Genomic DNA, 16,015 nt, shown 5'->3' on the forward strand with positions numbered 1-16,015 from the left:
CAAGAAACATAAGGGGACAGACATGGCTTTGAACTGGGGTGTGAACAGGATAAGAACGGGTCTGATCGGCGCATTGGCGCTGATGGCCAGCGTCGGCATGGCTGAGGCCAAGAGTGATATTGTGGTGGCCATGCAGCTTGAACCGCCTCATCTTGACCCGACCAGCGCGGCGGCCGGGGCCATCGATTCTGTGCTTTACGCCAATGTGTTTGAAGGGCTGACCCGCTTCGGGCCGGACGGGTCCGTCAATCCGGGCCTTGCCGAAAGCTGGACGGTGTCTGACGACGGCAAGACCTATGTGTTCAAGCTCCATGACGGGGTGACGTTCCACGACGGCACGAAGATGACGGCCGAGGATGTGAAATTCAGCCTGGACCGGGCCCGGGCTGATGACAGCGCGAATGCCCAAAAGGCGCTGTTTTCCGGAATCGATACGGTTGAGGTGGTGGATCCGCTGACGGTGAAGGTCACGCTGAAAGCGGCCAACAGCAATTTTCTGTTCAACATGGCCTGGGGCGATGCGGTGATCGTTGCGCCGGAAAGCATTGGCAGCATCAAGACCAGCCCCATTGGCACCGGCGCCTTCAAGTTCTCTGACTGGGTCCAGGGTGACAAGATTGATCTGGTCAAGAACCCGGACTATTGGGGCCCCCCGGCCAAGCTCGAAAAGGTCAGCTTCAAGTTCATTTCTGATCCGACTGCTGCTTTTGCCGCGATGATGGCCGAGGATGTCAATGTCTTCGTCAACTATCCCGCCCCGGAAAACCTGCCCCAATTCGAGGCCGATCCGCGGTTCCAGGTGATTGTCGGCACGACGGAAGGCGAAACAATCCTCGCCATGAACAACAAGCAGCCGCCGTTCGACAATCTCAAGGTGCGTGAAGCGGTGGCCCATGCCATTGACCGGCAGGCGGTCATTGACGGCGCCATGTTCGGCTATGGCACGCCAATCGGTACCCATTTCGCGCCCCACAATCCCGACTATGTCGATCTAACCGGTCTCAGCGCCTATGATCCGGCGCTGTCGAAAAAGCTTCTGGCGGAAGCCGGATATCCGGACGGGTTCACCACCAGCCTGAAACTGCCGCCGCCCTCCTATGCGCGCCGGGGCGGCGAAATCATCGCTTCCCAACTGCGGGCCGTCGGTATTCAGACCGAGATCACCAATCTGGAATGGGCCCAGTGGCTGGAACAGGTGTTTCGGGGCAAGGATTTCGGCCTGACCATTGTCAGCCACACGGAGCCGATGGATATCGGCATCTATGCGCGGCCGGACTATTATTTCCAGTATGACAGCCCGGCCTTCCAGAAACTCTATGCGCAAATCACGGCACAAACCGATCCGGAAAAGCGTTCTGCGCTGCTGAAAGACGCCGAAACAATGATCGCCAAGGACTATGTGAATGCCTATCTGTTCCAGCTGGCGTTCCCAACGGTGGCGGATGCGGGCGTTAGCGGGCTCTGGAAGAACCAGCCGACCCAGGCCACGGATCTGACGGCCGTCTATTGGGACAAATGACGCCCTTCGGGCGGGGGAACCTGCGTGACAGGCGCCCGCCCTTTCCGGTACGGCCAGACACTCAAAATACAGCCGGGACCAAACGGCTGGCAGGACCATGCTGACGTATTTTCTCAAACGCCTTGTCTCCCTTGTCCTCAGCCTCGCGGTGGCGTCGGGGGTGATTTTCCTGGCGCTGGAAGTCGTTCCTGGAGACCCGGCCAGCTACATGCTCGGGATCAATGCCCAGGAAGACACGCTCAACGCCCTGCGGGAGCAGCTGGGTCTCAACGGGACGGTGCTGCAGCGCTATCTCGCCTGGGCCGGGGGGCTCCTCACCGGGGATTTCGGCATCTCCTACACCTACCGCACGCCGGTGGCGGAGCTGATTTCCGACCGGCTTCAAGTGTCTTTGCCTCTGGCCCTTTATGCTCTTGTCCTCAGCACGCTGATCGCCTTTCCCGCCGGGATCTGGGCCGCGTCACGGCGCGGGTCCTATGGGGACGCAGGCGTGATGGGTGTGACCCAGCTCGGCCTTGCCATTCCGAATTTCTGGTTCGCCATGCTCATGGTGCTGGTGTTTGCCATCAATCTGCGCTGGTTTTCTGCCGGCGGGTTTCCCGGCTGGGAAGCGGGGCTGTGGGCGGGCCTGAAAGCGCTGACCCTGCCTGCCATCGCCCTGGCGCTGCCACAGGCCAGCATTCTCACGCGGGTGATGCGCTCCAGCCTCTTGGACACGCTGGGGGAAGATTTCATCCGGTCTGCGCGCGCCAAGGGGCTGACCCGGGGCCAGGCCCTGTGGCGCCATGCGCTGCGCAATGCCCTGATTCCGGTTCTGACGATCCTCGGGTTGCAGTTTTCCTTTCTGCTGGCTGGAGCGATCATCATCGAAAATGTGTTTTATCTGCCAGGCCTTGGCCGCCTGGTGTTTCAGGCGATCAGTGCCCGGGATCTGATCGTGGTTGAGAGCGTGGTGATGCTGCTGGTCTGCGCGGTCATTGTGATAAATTTCGCCGTCGACATGGCCTATGCCCTGGTTGACCCGCGCCTGAGGCGGCCGCGATGAGGGCGCTGGTGCAGAACAGGGCCCTGCTGCCCGGGCTTGTCCTGACATTGCTCTTTACCGGGGCCGCGCTGGTCAGTCTTGTCTGGGTGCCCTACGACACCACGGTTCTGGCGATTTCTGACCGGCTGAAGCCGCCGGGTCTGGCCCACCCCTTTGGCACGGACCAGTTCGGCCGGGATATCCTGAGCATGATCATGGTGGGCGCGCGCACCTCCATTGCCGTTGCGCTGGTGGCGGTCGGCATTGGTATGCTGGCCGGGGTGCCGCTCGGGCTGGCCGCTGCCGCGCGCAAGGGCAGCCTGCTGGATGAGGGGATCATGCGGCTGAACGATCTGGTCTTTGCTTTTCCGAGCCTGCTGATCGCGGTGATGATCACGGCGGTCTTCGGCGCCTCCGCGCTCAATGCAATCATTGCCATCGGCATCTTCAACATTCCGGTCTTTGCGCGGCTGACCCGGGGCGCTGCGCTCAGCCTGTGGAGCCGGGACTATATTCTGGCGGCCCGGGTCGCAGGCAAGGGCGCAGCGCGGATTTCCGTGGAACATGTGCTGCCCAATGTCACCAACCTCCTGATCGTTCAGGGTACGATCCAGTTTTCACTCGGCATTCTGGCCGAAGCCGGCCTCAGCTATGTGGGGCTGGGCGCGCAGCCGCCAACGGCCAGCTGGGGCCGGATGCTGGCCGACAGTCAGACGATGATTTCCCTTGCCCCTAATCTGGCTCTGTTTCCGGGGCTTGCCATCCTCTTGACGGTGCTGGGCCTGAACCTGCTGGGCGACGGCCTGCGCGATCTTCTGGATCCGAAACTGCGGAGGGCGCGCGGATGAGCCTGTTGCAGATTGAGGATCTCAGCCTGTCCATCCACGGCGCGCAGGTCCTGAACAAGGTGTCCATGCGGATCGTGCCGGGCCGCATTCTGGGGGTGATCGGCGAAAGCGGGTCGGGAAAATCCATGACCGCGCTCAGCGTTTTGCAGCTTTTGCCTCATGGCGCGGCATCTTCCGGGACCATCACCCTGGATGGCCAGAACATTCTCTTAGCCTCGGAAAAAGACCTGTGCAGCCTGCGCGGCCGGGTGGCCGGAATGGTGTTTCAGGAGCCAATGACGGCGCTCAATCCCCTGATGACCATCGGCGCCCAGGTGGCCGAAACGATCCGGGTGCACGAAAACGTGTCAAAGGGCGAGGCAATGGCGCGGGCCGCAGATACCTTGCGCCGGGTGGAGCTGCCCCAGGACCGGTTTCCGCTGACCCGCTACCCACATGAGCTGTCCGGTGGCCAGCGCCAGCGGGTGGTGATCGCCATGGCGATCGCCCTGAAGCCGAAGCTTTTAATCGCGGATGAGCCGACCACCGCCCTTGATGTCACCACCCAGGCGCAGATCCTGACGCTGTTGAAACGGTTAGTGGCCGAAGATGGCATGGGGCTGATGCTGATCAGCCACGATCTGGCCGTTGTCGCCGATCTGGCGGATGATCTGGTGATCATGCGCCAGGGAGAGGTGGTGGAAAGCGGTTCGGCGGACACCCTGTTCAGAACCATGCAACATCCATATTCCCGCGCGCTGCTGGCAGCGTCTGCCCATGTGCCCGAGCGGACGGCCGGGGCGGGAGAGGCGTCTCTTCTGTCAGTGCGCGCGGTGGTGCGGGACTATGCAGACCGGACGTCCGGCTTCTGGGGCTCAGCCAACAAGGTCCGTGCGGTGGATGCTGTCAGCTTTGAACTGCGCAAGGGGGAGAGCCTTGGTCTGGTGGGCGAATCCGGATGTGGCAAATCCACCCTGACCCGCGCGATCCTGGGGCTGGAAGAGGTGCAGGGTGGCACAATCCTGTTTGACGGGGAGCCTGTCTTTACCGGGCACAAGGCGAACCGGGCCGTGCGCCGGCGCATGCAGGTGGTGTTTCAGGACCCTTATGGCAGCTTCAATCCGCGCTGGCGGGTGGACAGGCTCGTGGCCGAACCTTTTCACCTGCTGGACGCCCCGCCCAGGGGTAAGGCCCGGCAGGAGGCGGTTGTCGAGGCTTTGGAAAGCGTCGGGCTGACGGCGGAAGACCGTCTCAAATACAGCCATGAATTCAGCGGCGGCCAGCGCCAGCGGATCGCCATTGCCAGGGCGCTGATCATCCGCCCGGACCTGATCATTCTGGACGAGGCGGTCTCGGCTCTGGACGTCTCCGTCCGGGCCCAGGTGCTGGATCTTCTGGCGGATCTCGGCAGCCGCTATGCGCTCAGCTATCTCTTCATTTCCCACGACCTTGGCGTCGTGCGGTCCATCACGGAGCGGGTGCTGGTCATGAAGGCTGGCCGGATCGTGGAAGAAGGGCCGACCGGCACCGTTTTCGACAGTCCGCGCGATGCCTATACACGCCAGCTTGTCGCCGCCGCGCCGGTTCTCCGGGCTGTCGCCCCTCAATCTGCCACCGCTTAAAGGAGCTCCCATGACTGACAGGCCTGATCTTTGGTTTGATCCGGCAAAATGCCTGATCGGCGGCCGGTGGGTGCCCCCGGTGGAGGGCCAGACCCTGCCATTGCAAAACCCGTCGACGGGTGCCGGAATCGGATCTATTGCCCGTGGCACGCGGCAGGATATCAATGCGGCTGTGACAGCGGCCCGGTCGGCCTGGCAGGGCGCATGGGGCGCCACGAGCGCGGTTGAGCGTGGCCGCGTTCTGACCCGGCTCGGCAGACTGGTGGGAGAGAAGGTGGACGCGCTTGCCCGGATCGAGGCGCTGGATGTGGGCAAGCCTTTGAAACAGGCCCGGGCCGATGCGCTGGCGCTGGCCCGCTATCTGGAATTTTACGGCGGCGCGGCGGACAAGCTCCACGGGGACACCATTCCCTATCTGGAAGGGTACACCGTCTATACCTTGCGCGAGCCGCATGGGGTCACCGGGCATATCGTGCCGTGGAACTATCCGATGCAGATCATCGGCCGGTCGGTGGGCGCGGCGCTTGCCACCGGCAATGCCTGTGTTTTGAAACCGGCTGAAGATGCCTGTCTCACCGCGCTGGCCTTCGCGGATCTCGCCTGTCAGGCGGGCCTGCCGGACGGGGCGCTCAACGTGGTGCCGGGGCTTGGTGCGGAGGCTGGTGCCGCGCTTGCCGGGCATGCGGGCATTCATCATATCAGTTTCACCGGATCGGTGACGACCGGCGCCGAGGTTCAACGGCTGGCGGCTGAAAACGTGGTGCCGGTGACCCTGGAACTTGGCGGCAAGTCGCCCCAGCTGGTTTTCGGGGATGCGGATCTGGAGGCCGCCCTGCCCTTTCTGGTGAATGCGGGCATCCAGAATGCGGGCCAGACCTGTTCCGCGTCCTCGCGCATATTGGTGCACCGGTCCGTAAAGGATCAACTGGTGGAGCAGATGGCGGCGCGCTACCGGGCACTGAAAGTGGGGCCAGCCCTGTCGGACCTTGATGTGGGACCGCTCATTTCGGCAAAACAGAAAGACATCGTCACCGGGTTTCTGGAACGGGGAACCGGCCTTGAGAAAGCTGCGGAAGGCGAGCTTTGCGACACGCCGGACGGGGGGCATTATGTTCAGCCGACCCTGTTTGCCGATGTTCCTGCTGCGAACAGCCTGGCCCGGGACGAGATTTTCGGGCCGGTGCAGGTCATCATTCCCTTTGACGATGAGGACGAGGCCGTGGCGGTTGCCAATGGCACGGATTACGGGCTGGTGGCCAGCGTCTGGTCCCGGGACGGCGCACGGCAGATGCGCTTGGCCCGCAAGCTCCGCTCCGGCCAGATCTTTCTCAACAATTATGGCGCGGGCGGCGGTGTTGAACTGCCCTTTGGCGGCATCGGCAAGTCCGGCCATGGCCGGGAAAAGGGATTTGAAGCGCTTTACGGCTTCACGGTGCTGAAGACAGTGGCCGCCTATCACGGCTGAGGCCGTGGCGTTGCGGGCGCAGGCACATGCGACAGGAAATGGAAAACGGGAGGAACGGATGAGACTTCAGGGAAAAACCGCCATCGTGACCGGCGGTGCCTCCGGGTTTGGCGCCGGGATTGTACGAAAATTCTGTGCGGAAGGCGCAAAGGTACTGATTGCCGATTTGAATGGCGGGCTCGCCGAGAAAACCGCAGCAGAAACCGGCGCGAAGGCGGCCGAGGTCGATGTGGCCAGCAACGCAAGCGTTGCGGCTTTGGCTGAAACAGCGGCCGCTTTGCTCGGCCCGGTCGACATTCTGGTCAACAATGCCGGGATCACCCATTTGCCCATGCCGCTGCAGGAGGTGAGCGAAGAGGAGTTTGACCGGGTGTTTGCGGTCAATTGCAAGTCCGTCTATCTGACCGCCCGCCATTTTGTGCCTGCCATGAGCGAAGCGGGGCGGGGGGCCATCCTGAATGTGGCCTCCACCGCCGGGCTCAGTCCCCGGCCCCGGCTCAACTGGTACAATGCATCCAAGGGCTGGATGGTGACGGCCACCAAGGCCATGGCCGTGGAACTGGCCCCGTCTGGTGTGCGCGTCAATGCGATCTGCCCGGTGGCGGGGGAAACCCCCTTGCTGAAGAGTTTCATGGGCGAGGACACGCCGGAAATCCGGCAGAAATTCCTTTCCACCATCCCGCTTGGCCGGTTTTCAACACCCGAAGATATGGGCAATGCGGCCGCCTTCCTGTGTTCCGACGAGGCGGCCATGATCACCGGGGCCGCCATGGAGGTCGATGGCGGACGTTGTATCTGAGCGTCCGCCAAACCGGGGCTCAGAATACCCCGGCAAAAGGATAGGGGCCGTCAAAGGCGCCAACAGGCAGGAGGTGGCTTAAGAACCGGCCGCCGCGCCATTCATGCAGCATCAGGCCGCCCGGCTCCACCGTCAGGCTGTTTTCGGCAGCGTGCCGCTGGTCCAGCGTGACGGCGTGGGAGGGACCCGGCGCGACCTGACACAGCCTGCCGCCAAAGAGCCCGGAGATCGTCCGGTGAAGGTGGCCGCAGACAAGCTGAACCTCGCCTTCATAGTCGCAGATTGCCTCGGCAAGCACATTGGCGTTGGTCAGGTTCTGACGGTCCATCGCCTCAATGCCAACTGTGAAGGGGGGATGGTGGAAGCCGATCAGCACGGGCTTTCCGCCAAGGGCGGCGAGCTGCCGTTTTAAAAATTCGGCGGTAGCCGGAGCAATCTCGCCATGGGCGCTCCCGCTCACAAGCGTATCGAGGCCAATTACGGCAAAGGCCTCCAGATCCCTGATCCAGTTGATGGGCCCCTCCGCTGGTATCCAGTCGTTCTGAGCAAAGGCCTTGCGGAAAGCGTCCCGGTTGTCGTGGTTGCCCGGCACGGCCAGCAGCGGCAGCTCCAGCCCGGCCAGAATGTGCTTGAAACGGGTATATTCGGCGTGCTGGCCATGTTCGGTCAGGTCCCCGGTCACGAGCACCAGATCGACAGGACCGATCTCGGGTAGGCGCTGGGTCAAGGTTGCGGCGGTTTCGGCCAGAGCCGCAGCGGTATCGACTTTGCCATAGCAAAGCCCGCCGTCCGGAACGATATGGGTGTCGGTTATCTGGATTATCTTGGTCATGGAGCCGGCTGGGTGTCAGAGAGAAGAAGGAGATCGTCCGGATCGATGGCAACGCGCATACGCGTGCCCTTTCCCGGGGCGGTTTTTCTGGTCAGGTGAAGGGGGAGGAGACCTGGCTCCGGGCAGATGCCGCTCAGGGTGAGCCGGTAGTGGCCTCCAGAAAAGACGGCATTCTCGACGGTGCCTTCCAGGGGGCCGTCCGGGTCCGGCCGGATCCTTTCCGCCCGCACGAAAATGCTCTTGCCTGCCGCGCCTGCCGGAAGTGCCAGAGTGCCGCCGGGCAGGATCAGTTTTCCGGCTTCGATCCGGCCTTCCAGCGCAATTGCATTGCCGATGAAGCGGGCGACAAAGGCAGAGGCCGGCGCGTGGTACAGCTCTTCCGGGCTGCCTGCCTGTTCCAGCCGGCCGTCGCGCAAGACCGCAATCCGGTCGGCAATGGCCATGGCCTCGGACTGGTCATGGGTGACGAAAACCGCCGAGATGTTGAACTGGCGCAGCATGGCGGCCAGTTCGTCCCGTAAGCTGTCGCGCAGTGCCGCATCCAGGGCCGACAGGGGTTCATCGAGAAGCAGGATGCGCGGTCTTGGGGCGACAGCGCGGGCCAGGGCCACCCGTTGCCGCTGGCCTCCGGAGAGGGCGGTCACGGGCCGGTGGGCATAGTTTTCCAGACGGCAGAGTGCGAGCAATTCCTCAACACGCCGGTCTCGCTCGGCTTTCTCGATCTTGCGGACCTTCAGGCCATAGCCGATATTGGCGCGCACTGACATGTTTGGAAACAGGGCATAGGACTGGAACACCATGCCCACATTGCGCTGTTCCACCGGTGTGTGCGTCGCGTCCGTGTCCTCGAACCAGAGTTCCGTGCCGCTGTCCGGGCTCTCCAGCCCGGCAATGATCCTCAGCAGCGTGGTCTTGCCACAGCCGGACGGGCCTAGAAGAGACAGGATCTCGCCGGGCGCAACGCTGAGGCTGGTGGACTTGAGCGCGCGGGTGCCGTCGCCAAAGGTCTTGCTGGCGTTCTTGATGGTAAGCGTCATTGGGCAATCCTCTGGGCCCTGACGGAGGCCCACTGCATGGCCATCAGCAAAGGCACGATCATGACAAAGAAAACGAGCGTATAGGCCGAGGCAACCTCCAGGCGCATGGAGGCGTAGCTGTCTGCAAGGCCGACAGGCAGGGTTTTCAGGTAAGGTGTGTGCAGCATCCAGGTAAGGTTGAACTCGCCGATGGAGAGTGTGACGACGGTGAGAGCTCCGGCCAGGATGCCGGGCATGGCATTGGGCACGATGATGGTGCAAAAGCGGGTCCAGGGGGAGGCTCCAAGGGTGGCCGCGCTCTCCTCAAGGGTCTTGAAATCCATGGCCATCAGCACCGCCAATACGGAGCGGACCATGAAGGGGAGCGTATAAAGGACATGGCCGACCAGAATGAAGGCCCAGGAGGTGCGGAACCCTTTCAAGATGCCATAGAGCTGAAGCAGGGCAAGAGCCAGGGCAAGGCCGGGAACCGCAAGAGGCAGGGAGATGAACTCTTCGAGAATGCGTGACAGCCGTCCAGGGGTGCGGGCCAGGCCATAGGCCGCTGGGACGCCGATGATCAGGGTGACAATGAGGCACATGAAGGCCAGCCAGAGGGACAGGAAAATACTGTCCGCATAAAGCTCCCAGACCCGGCCCAGCCATTTCAGGGTGAGGCCGGAAGACAGGCCGCGGAAATAATTCACGGTAAGTCCGGCCAGCACCGACTGGATGGCAGGCACAATCAGGAAAAGGGCCGTCAGGAGGGTGACGAGAAGCTGCAAGCTCCAGGAGAGGGAACGCGGCATCGTCAGCCCCCCGCCGCAACGGTGCTGCCCGCAAAACTGCGCGCCGTCAGCAGGATCAGCCAGGTCACCAGACCCAGCAGAACGGAGAGGGCGGAGGCCATGGCGATGTTCGCAGACAGGGTGAATTCCGTATAGATGACCATGGGCAGCACATCGATGTTGGTGGCCAGCGTGAAGGCGGTGCCAAAAGCGCCCATGGCGGTGGCAAAGGCGATGGCCCCGGCGGCGGCCAGAGATGGGGCAAGTCCGGGCAGAATGACATCAAGGACAATCCGCCAGGACGGCGCGCCCAGGGTGCGGGCAGCCTCTTCCAGCGCCGGGTCCAGCTTCTCGACAGCCGCCATCACCGTCAGAAGCACGCGGGGAATGGAGAAATAAAGATACCCGAGAAACAGACCGGTCAGGGAATAGGCAAAGACCACATGGCTCGGCAGCAGATGATTCACAAGACCCTGGCGGCCGCCCAGGAGAATGATCAGAAAGCCGATCACCACTCCGGGAAAGGCCAGCGGCAGCGTCAGGACTGAGAGCAGCAGGCCCCGGCCGAAAAAGCGGTTACGGGCCAGAAACAGCCCTGCGGTTGTGGCAATGGCCAGTGCGGCGAGGCTGACGGCAAGAGACACAAGCACTGTGTTCAGAAGGGTTTCCAGATAGCGCGGCGTCTGCAGGATCTGCAGGTATATCTGCCAGCCGGCTTGCGTTTCGACGGACCCCTGGACAAGCCGGACAAGCGGCAGGGCCAGAAAGGCCAGTGTGAAGACCGCCAGCGGCACCAGGCAGGCAGCCGTGAAGGTGCGGTGGGACATGGGTGTTCCTGAAAAAGGGCAGTCCGGGGCCTGAGGACTCCGGACCGCCGGTCTTTGATTATTTGACTTCGTTCAGGTAGCGCTCACCGAAACCGGCCTGAGCGCGTTCCATCTGGGCGTAATCCACTGCGCGGGCGCGCGCATAGTCGCTGGCGGGCAGGAATTTGGCAGCAACGTCCTGCGGCAGTTTCACCGGGCGGGCGGGCTGAAGATAGGCGTTGGTCCAGATCGCCTGGCCTTCATCGGACAGGATGAAATCCAGAACCTTCTTGCCTGCGGCCTCATGCGGGGCCCCGGTTACAAGGCTCATCACATAAGGAACGCGGATGGAGCCTTCGCAGGGCAGCACAAATTCGAAATTGCCGTCTTCTTCATATTTGCCGCGATACGCGTTGAAGTCGTAGTCGAACAGAATCGGGATTTCACCGGAGACAACCCGGGCAAAGGAGGTCTGTTTGGGAACAATCGGGTCGTTCTTGGCCAGATCCTTGAAGTATTTGACGGCAGGATCGAAATTCTCAAGATCGCCGCCAAAGGCAAAGTTGGCGGCAACGGCGCCTGCATAGCCGACAAAGGCGGAGGACGGGTCAAGATAGCCGACCATACCGCGATAGGCCGGTTTGGTCAGGTCCGCAAAGCACTGCGGCACCGGGGCGCCGCCCAGAGCATCGACATTCACGAAAAAGCCAAGCGTGCCGTAATGCACGGCAAACCATTTGCCTTCCGGATCTTTCAGACCGTCCGGGATCTCATCGAAGCCGGCCGGCTTATAGGCAGCGGCAACCCCGTCCTTGGCGGCCTTGATGCCCGTGGTCACGCCGTAATAAGTCACATCGGCGACCGGCGCGTCCTTCTCTGCCAGAAGCTGGCTGAGGGTCTGACCGGAATTCTTGTTGTCATGGGGCATCTTGATGCCGAGTTTGGTGTCGATGGCCTTCAGCATGGACGCCCAATCCGCCCATTGCGGCGGGCAATTGTAGCAAACAGCGTCGTCGGCCTTGGCCGGCAGCACGGCGGCCATTGTCACGGCCAATGCAATAAGTGTACGTTTCATGTCAGTGACTCCTGATGGAACTCAGCCGGTTCTGGGGGTTACGTCTTAGATGGCGGAGAAGTTGCAGCTTCTCTGCCATCGGTCTTTCCGGGAGGCGGCGGTCCAAGTGAGCCGCCGCTCCGGAAGTGGAAGGTCTGGTCCGCCGCCGGAGGGCGGGGCGCAGACGAAGCGTTCAGCCGGGCCAGCACGGTGCAGGCTGCACCTTCGCCCATGGCCTTGGGATTTGTGACCACGGTCGCCAGATTGGGCTCGACCATGAGGCCGGTGGCAATGCCGTCAAAACCGATGATCGACAGGTCCTGTGGCAGACTGCGCCCCAAACTCGTGGCGGCCTTCATCGCCGCCAGCGCCAGATAGTCGTTTGAAGCAAAAATGCCCGTCAAATCCTCGTGGGTGGTCAGAAGTTCTTCGAGCCGGTCCAGCATCGTGCCGTCCTGCTCCTCGATTTCCAGCAAGATTGGCTCCGCCATGCCAAGTTTGCGGCAGGTGGCGGTAAAGCCTTCATAGCGCTCCCGGGAGCGGTCGGAGCGCTTGAAGCGCAGCGCCAGGAACCCGGTCTGGACATGGCCGAATTGGTGAAAGGCTGCGGCCACCTCGCCTGCGGCCCGGCGGTTGTCGACCGCCCAGGAAGGCAAGCCCAGAACGGGGCGGTTATAGACCAGCGAGGCGGGCAATCCGCGCCGGTTGACCAATTCCAGCGCATCACTCCTGGCTGCATTGTTGACGGTCAGGATCAGACCGTCGACCTGCTTGGCCAAGAGGGTGCGCACCGCGCTCAGTTCCTGGTCTTCATCATATTCCGAACAGGCCAGAATGAGCTGGTAGCCCGCACGAAGGACTTCCCGCTGGGCGGCCTGCACCACATCAGCGAAAATCGGATTGGCAAGCGAGGGCACGACGCAGCCGATGGTTTTTGTGGACTGGCTTTGCAAGGACCGGCCAAGGGCATTGAATTCAAAGCCGAGGGCTTCGGCGGCAGTCAGCACCCTTGCCTTCGTATCCGCGCTTGCGGCCCCGCTGCCGTTCAGAACGCGGCTGACCGTGGCAATGCCGCAACCGGCCCGTTCGGCAACATCCTTGATGGTAGGCGCACGTGAAGACAAAGTCAGATCAATCCATCCTTGGAAACGTTTCCAATACTCTAGCCCGGCAGGCATGTCACTTTGATGAAAGCCTGAGTGAAAGCCGCAGTTTCTGAAGCGCAGCGTGTTTCTCAAGGAATGCTGGCCATGCGGACGATGGGCAAACAGTTCAGGGCGCAGGGTTATGTTTTTGCTGGATAAGGCACTTTGAGGGCGCGGCTGAACCGGGCACACTGTCCGGGCTTCGGTGCAGCAGGGTTTGCACCGCGCATTCAAGGGCCCGGAACGGGCCATCAGCCAAGGAAATGAAAAAGATGATCAAGGTTCACGGGCGGGTCACGTCCGGAAATGTGCAGCCTGTCCTGTGGTGTCTGGAGGAGCTCGGCCTTGCCTATGAGCGGCTGGATGTGGGCGGCCCGTTCGGCGGAACCGATACGCCTGACTTTCTGGCCCTCAATCCTCTGGGTCTGATCCCGGTTCTGGAAGAGGACGGTCAGGTTCTGTCAGAAGTGACCACGATCCTGCGTTATCTCATGCGGCGCCATGGCGGCCACCCTTCCGATCCGATGGCTGCAGCCCAGATCGAGCGCTGGGCCGACATGGCCCGCCAGCATGTCTATATGCCCCTGGTCCCGACCCTCTTCTGGCAACTCACCCGCACACCGGTTGACCAGCAGAACGGCCCGGCCATTGAGGCGGCGGTGGCAGCGCTCAAACAGTCCATGCCGATTGTTGCCAGCCGGATCAAGGGACCCTATTTCGGCGGAGATGCGCTCAACCTGTTGGATTTCCAGATCGGCAGCCTGCTCTATCGCTATTTCGAAATGGCGTTTGACAAGACGGATCTGCCGGATCTGCGCGCCTATTATGACCGCCTGTGCGAGCGTTCTGCCTACCGGTCCTGTGTGATGGTGGATTTCAAAGTATCATAGTGCCAGTAGGCGCGTCTGGCGCAGTGCCAGGCGCTGCCACAACCGGCCCGGTGCCCGAAAGACAGCCATGGAGGCGCAAACGTGATCGATCTCTACACCTGGACCACGCCGAATGGCCGCAAGGTGTCCATCATGCTGGAAGAACTGGGCCTGGCCTATGAGGTTCATGCGGTTGACATCACGGCCGGGGAACAGCATGACCCGGCCTTTTTGAAACTTTCACCCAACAACCGGATCCCGGCGATTTATGACCGAGAGACCGGGGTTTCGCTGATGGAAAGCGGGGCAATCCTGCTCTATCTGGCGGAAAAGCACACACGCTTCCTGCCCGAAGGCGCGGCGCGCTGGGAGACGCTGGAATGGCTGATGTGGCAGATGGGCGGGCTGGGGCCGATGCTGGGCCAGGTGCATCATTTCGTGAAATACAACAAGGGCGTCTCGGACTATGCCGAAAAACGCTATTCTGCAGAGGCGCAGCGGCTCTACAAGGTCCTGAACACTCGGCTTGATGGCCGTGAGTATCTGGCCGGAGACGGCCGCGGCAGCTATTCGATCGCCGATGTGGCCTGCTGGCCCTGGATCTCCCGGTTCGAGTGGCAAGAGATCAGCCTGAACGATTTTCCTTTTGTGCGCGACTGGTACCTGCGGATTGCAGAGCGGCCAGCCGTCCAGCGCGGCTATCATGTGCCCAAATTCGTCTCGGATATTCCGCTGCCCTGATGCGCGGGCGGGTTCAGAAGGCCGCGTTCACGGGCCAGGCTCACCAGTTCGCGAACCCTTGCGGCATTGTCCGGTGCAAGGCTGCCATCCGGGCTCCAGAGACTGTTTTCAAAGCCGATACGCACCTTGCCCCCGAGTTCCAGGGCCGTGAGAAGGCAGCCGGTCTCCTCCTTGCCAAATGCGCACAGCATCCAGTCGAAGCGGAGTTCCCCCGCCAGAGCCGTCATCGGGGCGATCAGGGGCGCAATATCTTTGGACCGGCTGACCTTGCTGCCGTCATAAGCGCCCAGAACCAGCTGAACCTGATGCTCCTGTCCAGGCACGGCCTTTGACCCGATCAGATCGATCAGGCGGTGCAGGTCTTCCGGTCCGTAGCAGATGTGCTGGATCTGCACACCATGGTCGTGGGCCCAGTGATAGCAGTCCCGGGCCGCTGGGAGGGCCGTAGGTTCGGGAAGGAATTCACGCAGGGCAACCGAGACGGATTTGGGCCGGAGGCTGCGGATCAGGGCCCGCTGGTCTTCAGCGGTGTAGCGCCCGGCGCTCTCGCTGGTAATCTGTACGAACCAGCCGGGCAAAACGTCTGCAAGCCGGGCCATCAGAAAGCGGTAGCGGTCGTGGTCAAGGCTGTGCAGACCGTCTGCGTCGCGGATATGGGCATGCACGCCGCCCGCACCTTCCCTGGCGCTGGTGACACACGCGGCGATCAACTCGTCCTCTGTCACCGGCAGCATTGGATGCGCGGATTTACCCCGCCGGGCCCCGTTGGGCGCAAGCAGGATTTTGGGCAGCGGGAGCAGAGAGGTCATGGTCAGGGTCGTCTGGTGCAGGTGTTAAAGCGTTTTGAGCTGGTCAAGCAGCGAAGTCTTTGCGCCCTTGATATGGTCAAGGGTGAGCCGGGCGGCTAGATCGGCATCCCCGGCCTCACAGGCCTTCAGGATGGCGATGTGTTCCCGGTCCGCCCGGTCCATGCCGTCGGACAGGATCAACTGGGCCCTAATCTGGCGCTCCACCCGGTCGATGGCATTGCGGGCCACTTCCTTAAAATAGGTCAGGTTGCTGGCGCTGTAGAGCGTTTCATGAAAGGCGCGGTTGAGATTGCCCCAGTCCATCGGCGCGCTGGAGGCGGAAAAGGCCGCGCATTTTTCCCGGGCCCGGGCCAGCACGTCTTTGGGCATGCGCGGCACCGCATTGCGGATGATTTCTGGTTCGATCAGGGCTCTGAGATCGAAAACCTGAGCGGTTTCCTCAGGCGATAGCCCAGCCACCACCGCGCCCTTGTAGCGCTGGGTCTTCACCAGCCCCTGTTCCTCAAGGCGAGACAGGGCCTCGCGGACCGGGATGCGGCTGGTGTTGAACTGACGGGCGATCTCGTCTTGCCGCAAGGGGGCTCCTTCCTCCAGTTGCCCCTGAATAATGGCGTCCCGCAAGGCATTGAAAATCAACGTGGCGGACGATGCGGTCGCTGAAATATCCACTGCTGCCAGTTTCATCTTGTCGTCTCCCGG

The 16,015-nt window shown here is 62.1% G+C and carries 16 protein-coding genes; 8 read left to right on the top strand and 8 right to left on the bottom strand.

Translation table 11 applies throughout. The features are described 5' to 3' along the window. The first annotated feature begins 22 nt into the window (after nt 1-22). The 6 genes from ACXAIC_RS15615 to ACXAIC_RS15640 all read left to right on the top strand — a co-directional run bounded on the left by ACXAIC_RS15615 (nt 23) and on the right by ACXAIC_RS15640 (nt 7,256). Nucleotides 23-1,519, top strand: coding sequence for an ABC transporter substrate-binding protein (locus ACXAIC_RS15615; protein WP_475181413.1), 1,497 nt, complete (start codon nt 23-25; stop codon nt 1,517-1,519). 97 nt (nt 1,520-1,616) lie between these two features. Further along, nucleotides 1,617-2,564 carry an ABC transporter permease gene (locus ACXAIC_RS15620; RefSeq protein WP_475181417.1) on the top strand — a complete coding sequence of 316 codons (948 nt, stop codon included), beginning with the start codon at nt 1,617-1,619 and terminating at the stop codon, nt 2,562-2,564. Further along, nucleotides 2,561-3,391: an ABC transporter permease gene (locus ACXAIC_RS15625; protein WP_475181422.1), complete on the top strand. Its 831-nt coding sequence runs from the start codon at nt 2,561-2,563 to the stop codon at nt 3,389-3,391. The genes ACXAIC_RS15620 and ACXAIC_RS15625 overlap by 4 nt, the downstream gene beginning before the upstream one ends. After that, on the top strand, nt 3,388-4,992 hold the full coding sequence (locus ACXAIC_RS15630; protein ID WP_475181428.1) for an ABC transporter ATP-binding protein: 1,605 nt from the start codon (nt 3,388-3,390) through the stop codon (nt 4,990-4,992). Before ACXAIC_RS15625 ends, ACXAIC_RS15630 begins: the two co-directional genes overlap by 4 nt. A 10-nt stretch (nt 4,993-5,002) precedes the next feature. Continuing rightward, nucleotides 5,003-6,457, top strand: coding sequence for an aldehyde dehydrogenase family protein (locus ACXAIC_RS15635; protein ID WP_475181431.1), 1,455 nt, complete (start codon nt 5,003-5,005; stop codon nt 6,455-6,457). Between the two features lie 58 nt (nt 6,458-6,515). Continuing rightward, nucleotides 6,516-7,256 (top strand): SDR family oxidoreductase, encoded by a 741-nt coding sequence (locus ACXAIC_RS15640; RefSeq protein WP_475181434.1) that lies wholly within the window; start codon nt 6,516-6,518, stop codon nt 7,254-7,256. A 19-nt stretch (nt 7,257-7,275) separates the two neighbouring features. Here the strand turns inward: ACXAIC_RS15640 and ACXAIC_RS15645 are convergent, their stop codons facing one another. Genes ACXAIC_RS15645 through ACXAIC_RS15670 form a run of 6 tightly spaced genes read right to left on the bottom strand, consistent with a single transcriptional unit; the run spans nt 7,276 to nt 12,876 of the window. Further along, entirely contained in the window at nt 7,276-8,088 is an 813-nt protein-coding gene (locus ACXAIC_RS15645) for a phosphodiesterase (RefSeq protein ID WP_475181438.1), read from the bottom strand. Then, nucleotides 8,085-9,125, bottom strand: a complete 1,041-nt coding sequence (locus ACXAIC_RS15650) for an ABC transporter ATP-binding protein (RefSeq protein ID WP_475181443.1) — start codon at nt 9,123-9,125, stop codon at nt 8,085-8,087. Before ACXAIC_RS15650 ends, ACXAIC_RS15645 begins: the two co-directional genes overlap by 4 nt. Then, entirely contained in the window at nt 9,122-9,913 is a 792-nt protein-coding gene (locus tag ACXAIC_RS15655; protein ID WP_475181446.1) for an ABC transporter permease, read from the bottom strand. Before ACXAIC_RS15655 ends, ACXAIC_RS15650 begins: the two co-directional genes overlap by 4 nt. Before the next feature lie 2 nt (nt 9,914-9,915). Beyond that, the gene (locus ACXAIC_RS15660) at nt 9,916-10,719 is read right to left on the bottom strand and encodes an ABC transporter permease (protein WP_475181451.1); all 804 of its coding nucleotides are present in this window, start codon (nt 10,717-10,719) and stop codon (nt 9,916-9,918) included. A 58-nt stretch (nt 10,720-10,777) separates the two neighbouring features. Further along, a complete protein-coding gene (locus ACXAIC_RS15665; protein WP_475181453.1) occupies nt 10,778-11,773 on the bottom strand; it encodes an ABC transporter substrate-binding protein in 996 nt (331 codons plus the stop codon). Between the two features lie 38 nt (nt 11,774-11,811). Further along, nucleotides 11,812-12,876 (bottom strand): LacI family DNA-binding transcriptional regulator, encoded by a 1,065-nt coding sequence (locus ACXAIC_RS15670; protein WP_475181458.1) that lies wholly within the window; start codon nt 12,874-12,876, stop codon nt 11,812-11,814. 293 nt (nt 12,877-13,169) lie between these two features. On the opposite strand from ACXAIC_RS15670, the gene ACXAIC_RS15675 reads away from it, so the two are divergent. After that, nucleotides 13,170-13,787 (top strand): glutathione S-transferase family protein, encoded by a 618-nt coding sequence (locus ACXAIC_RS15675; protein ID WP_475181460.1) that lies wholly within the window; start codon nt 13,170-13,172, stop codon nt 13,785-13,787. An 81-nt stretch (nt 13,788-13,868) separates the two neighbouring features. Beyond that, nucleotides 13,869-14,507, top strand: a complete 639-nt coding sequence (locus ACXAIC_RS15680) for a glutathione S-transferase family protein (protein ID WP_475181465.1) — start codon at nt 13,869-13,871, stop codon at nt 14,505-14,507. Here ACXAIC_RS15680 and ACXAIC_RS15685 read toward each other — a convergent pair. Both ACXAIC_RS15685 and ACXAIC_RS15690 read right to left on the bottom strand, forming a co-directional pair. Then, a complete protein-coding gene (locus ACXAIC_RS15685; RefSeq protein ID WP_475181470.1) occupies nt 14,468-15,316 on the bottom strand; it encodes a beta-keto acid cleavage family enzyme in 849 nt (282 codons plus the stop codon). The genes ACXAIC_RS15680 and ACXAIC_RS15685 overlap by 40 nt on opposite strands. Before the next feature lie 24 nt (nt 15,317-15,340). Then, on the bottom strand, nt 15,341-16,000 hold the full coding sequence (locus ACXAIC_RS15690; protein WP_475181474.1) for a GntR family transcriptional regulator: 660 nt from the start codon (nt 15,998-16,000) through the stop codon (nt 15,341-15,343). Nucleotides 16,001-16,015 lie beyond the last annotated feature (15 nt).

It is taken from the genome of Roseibium sp. AWQ4_254, assembly GCF_056161025.1.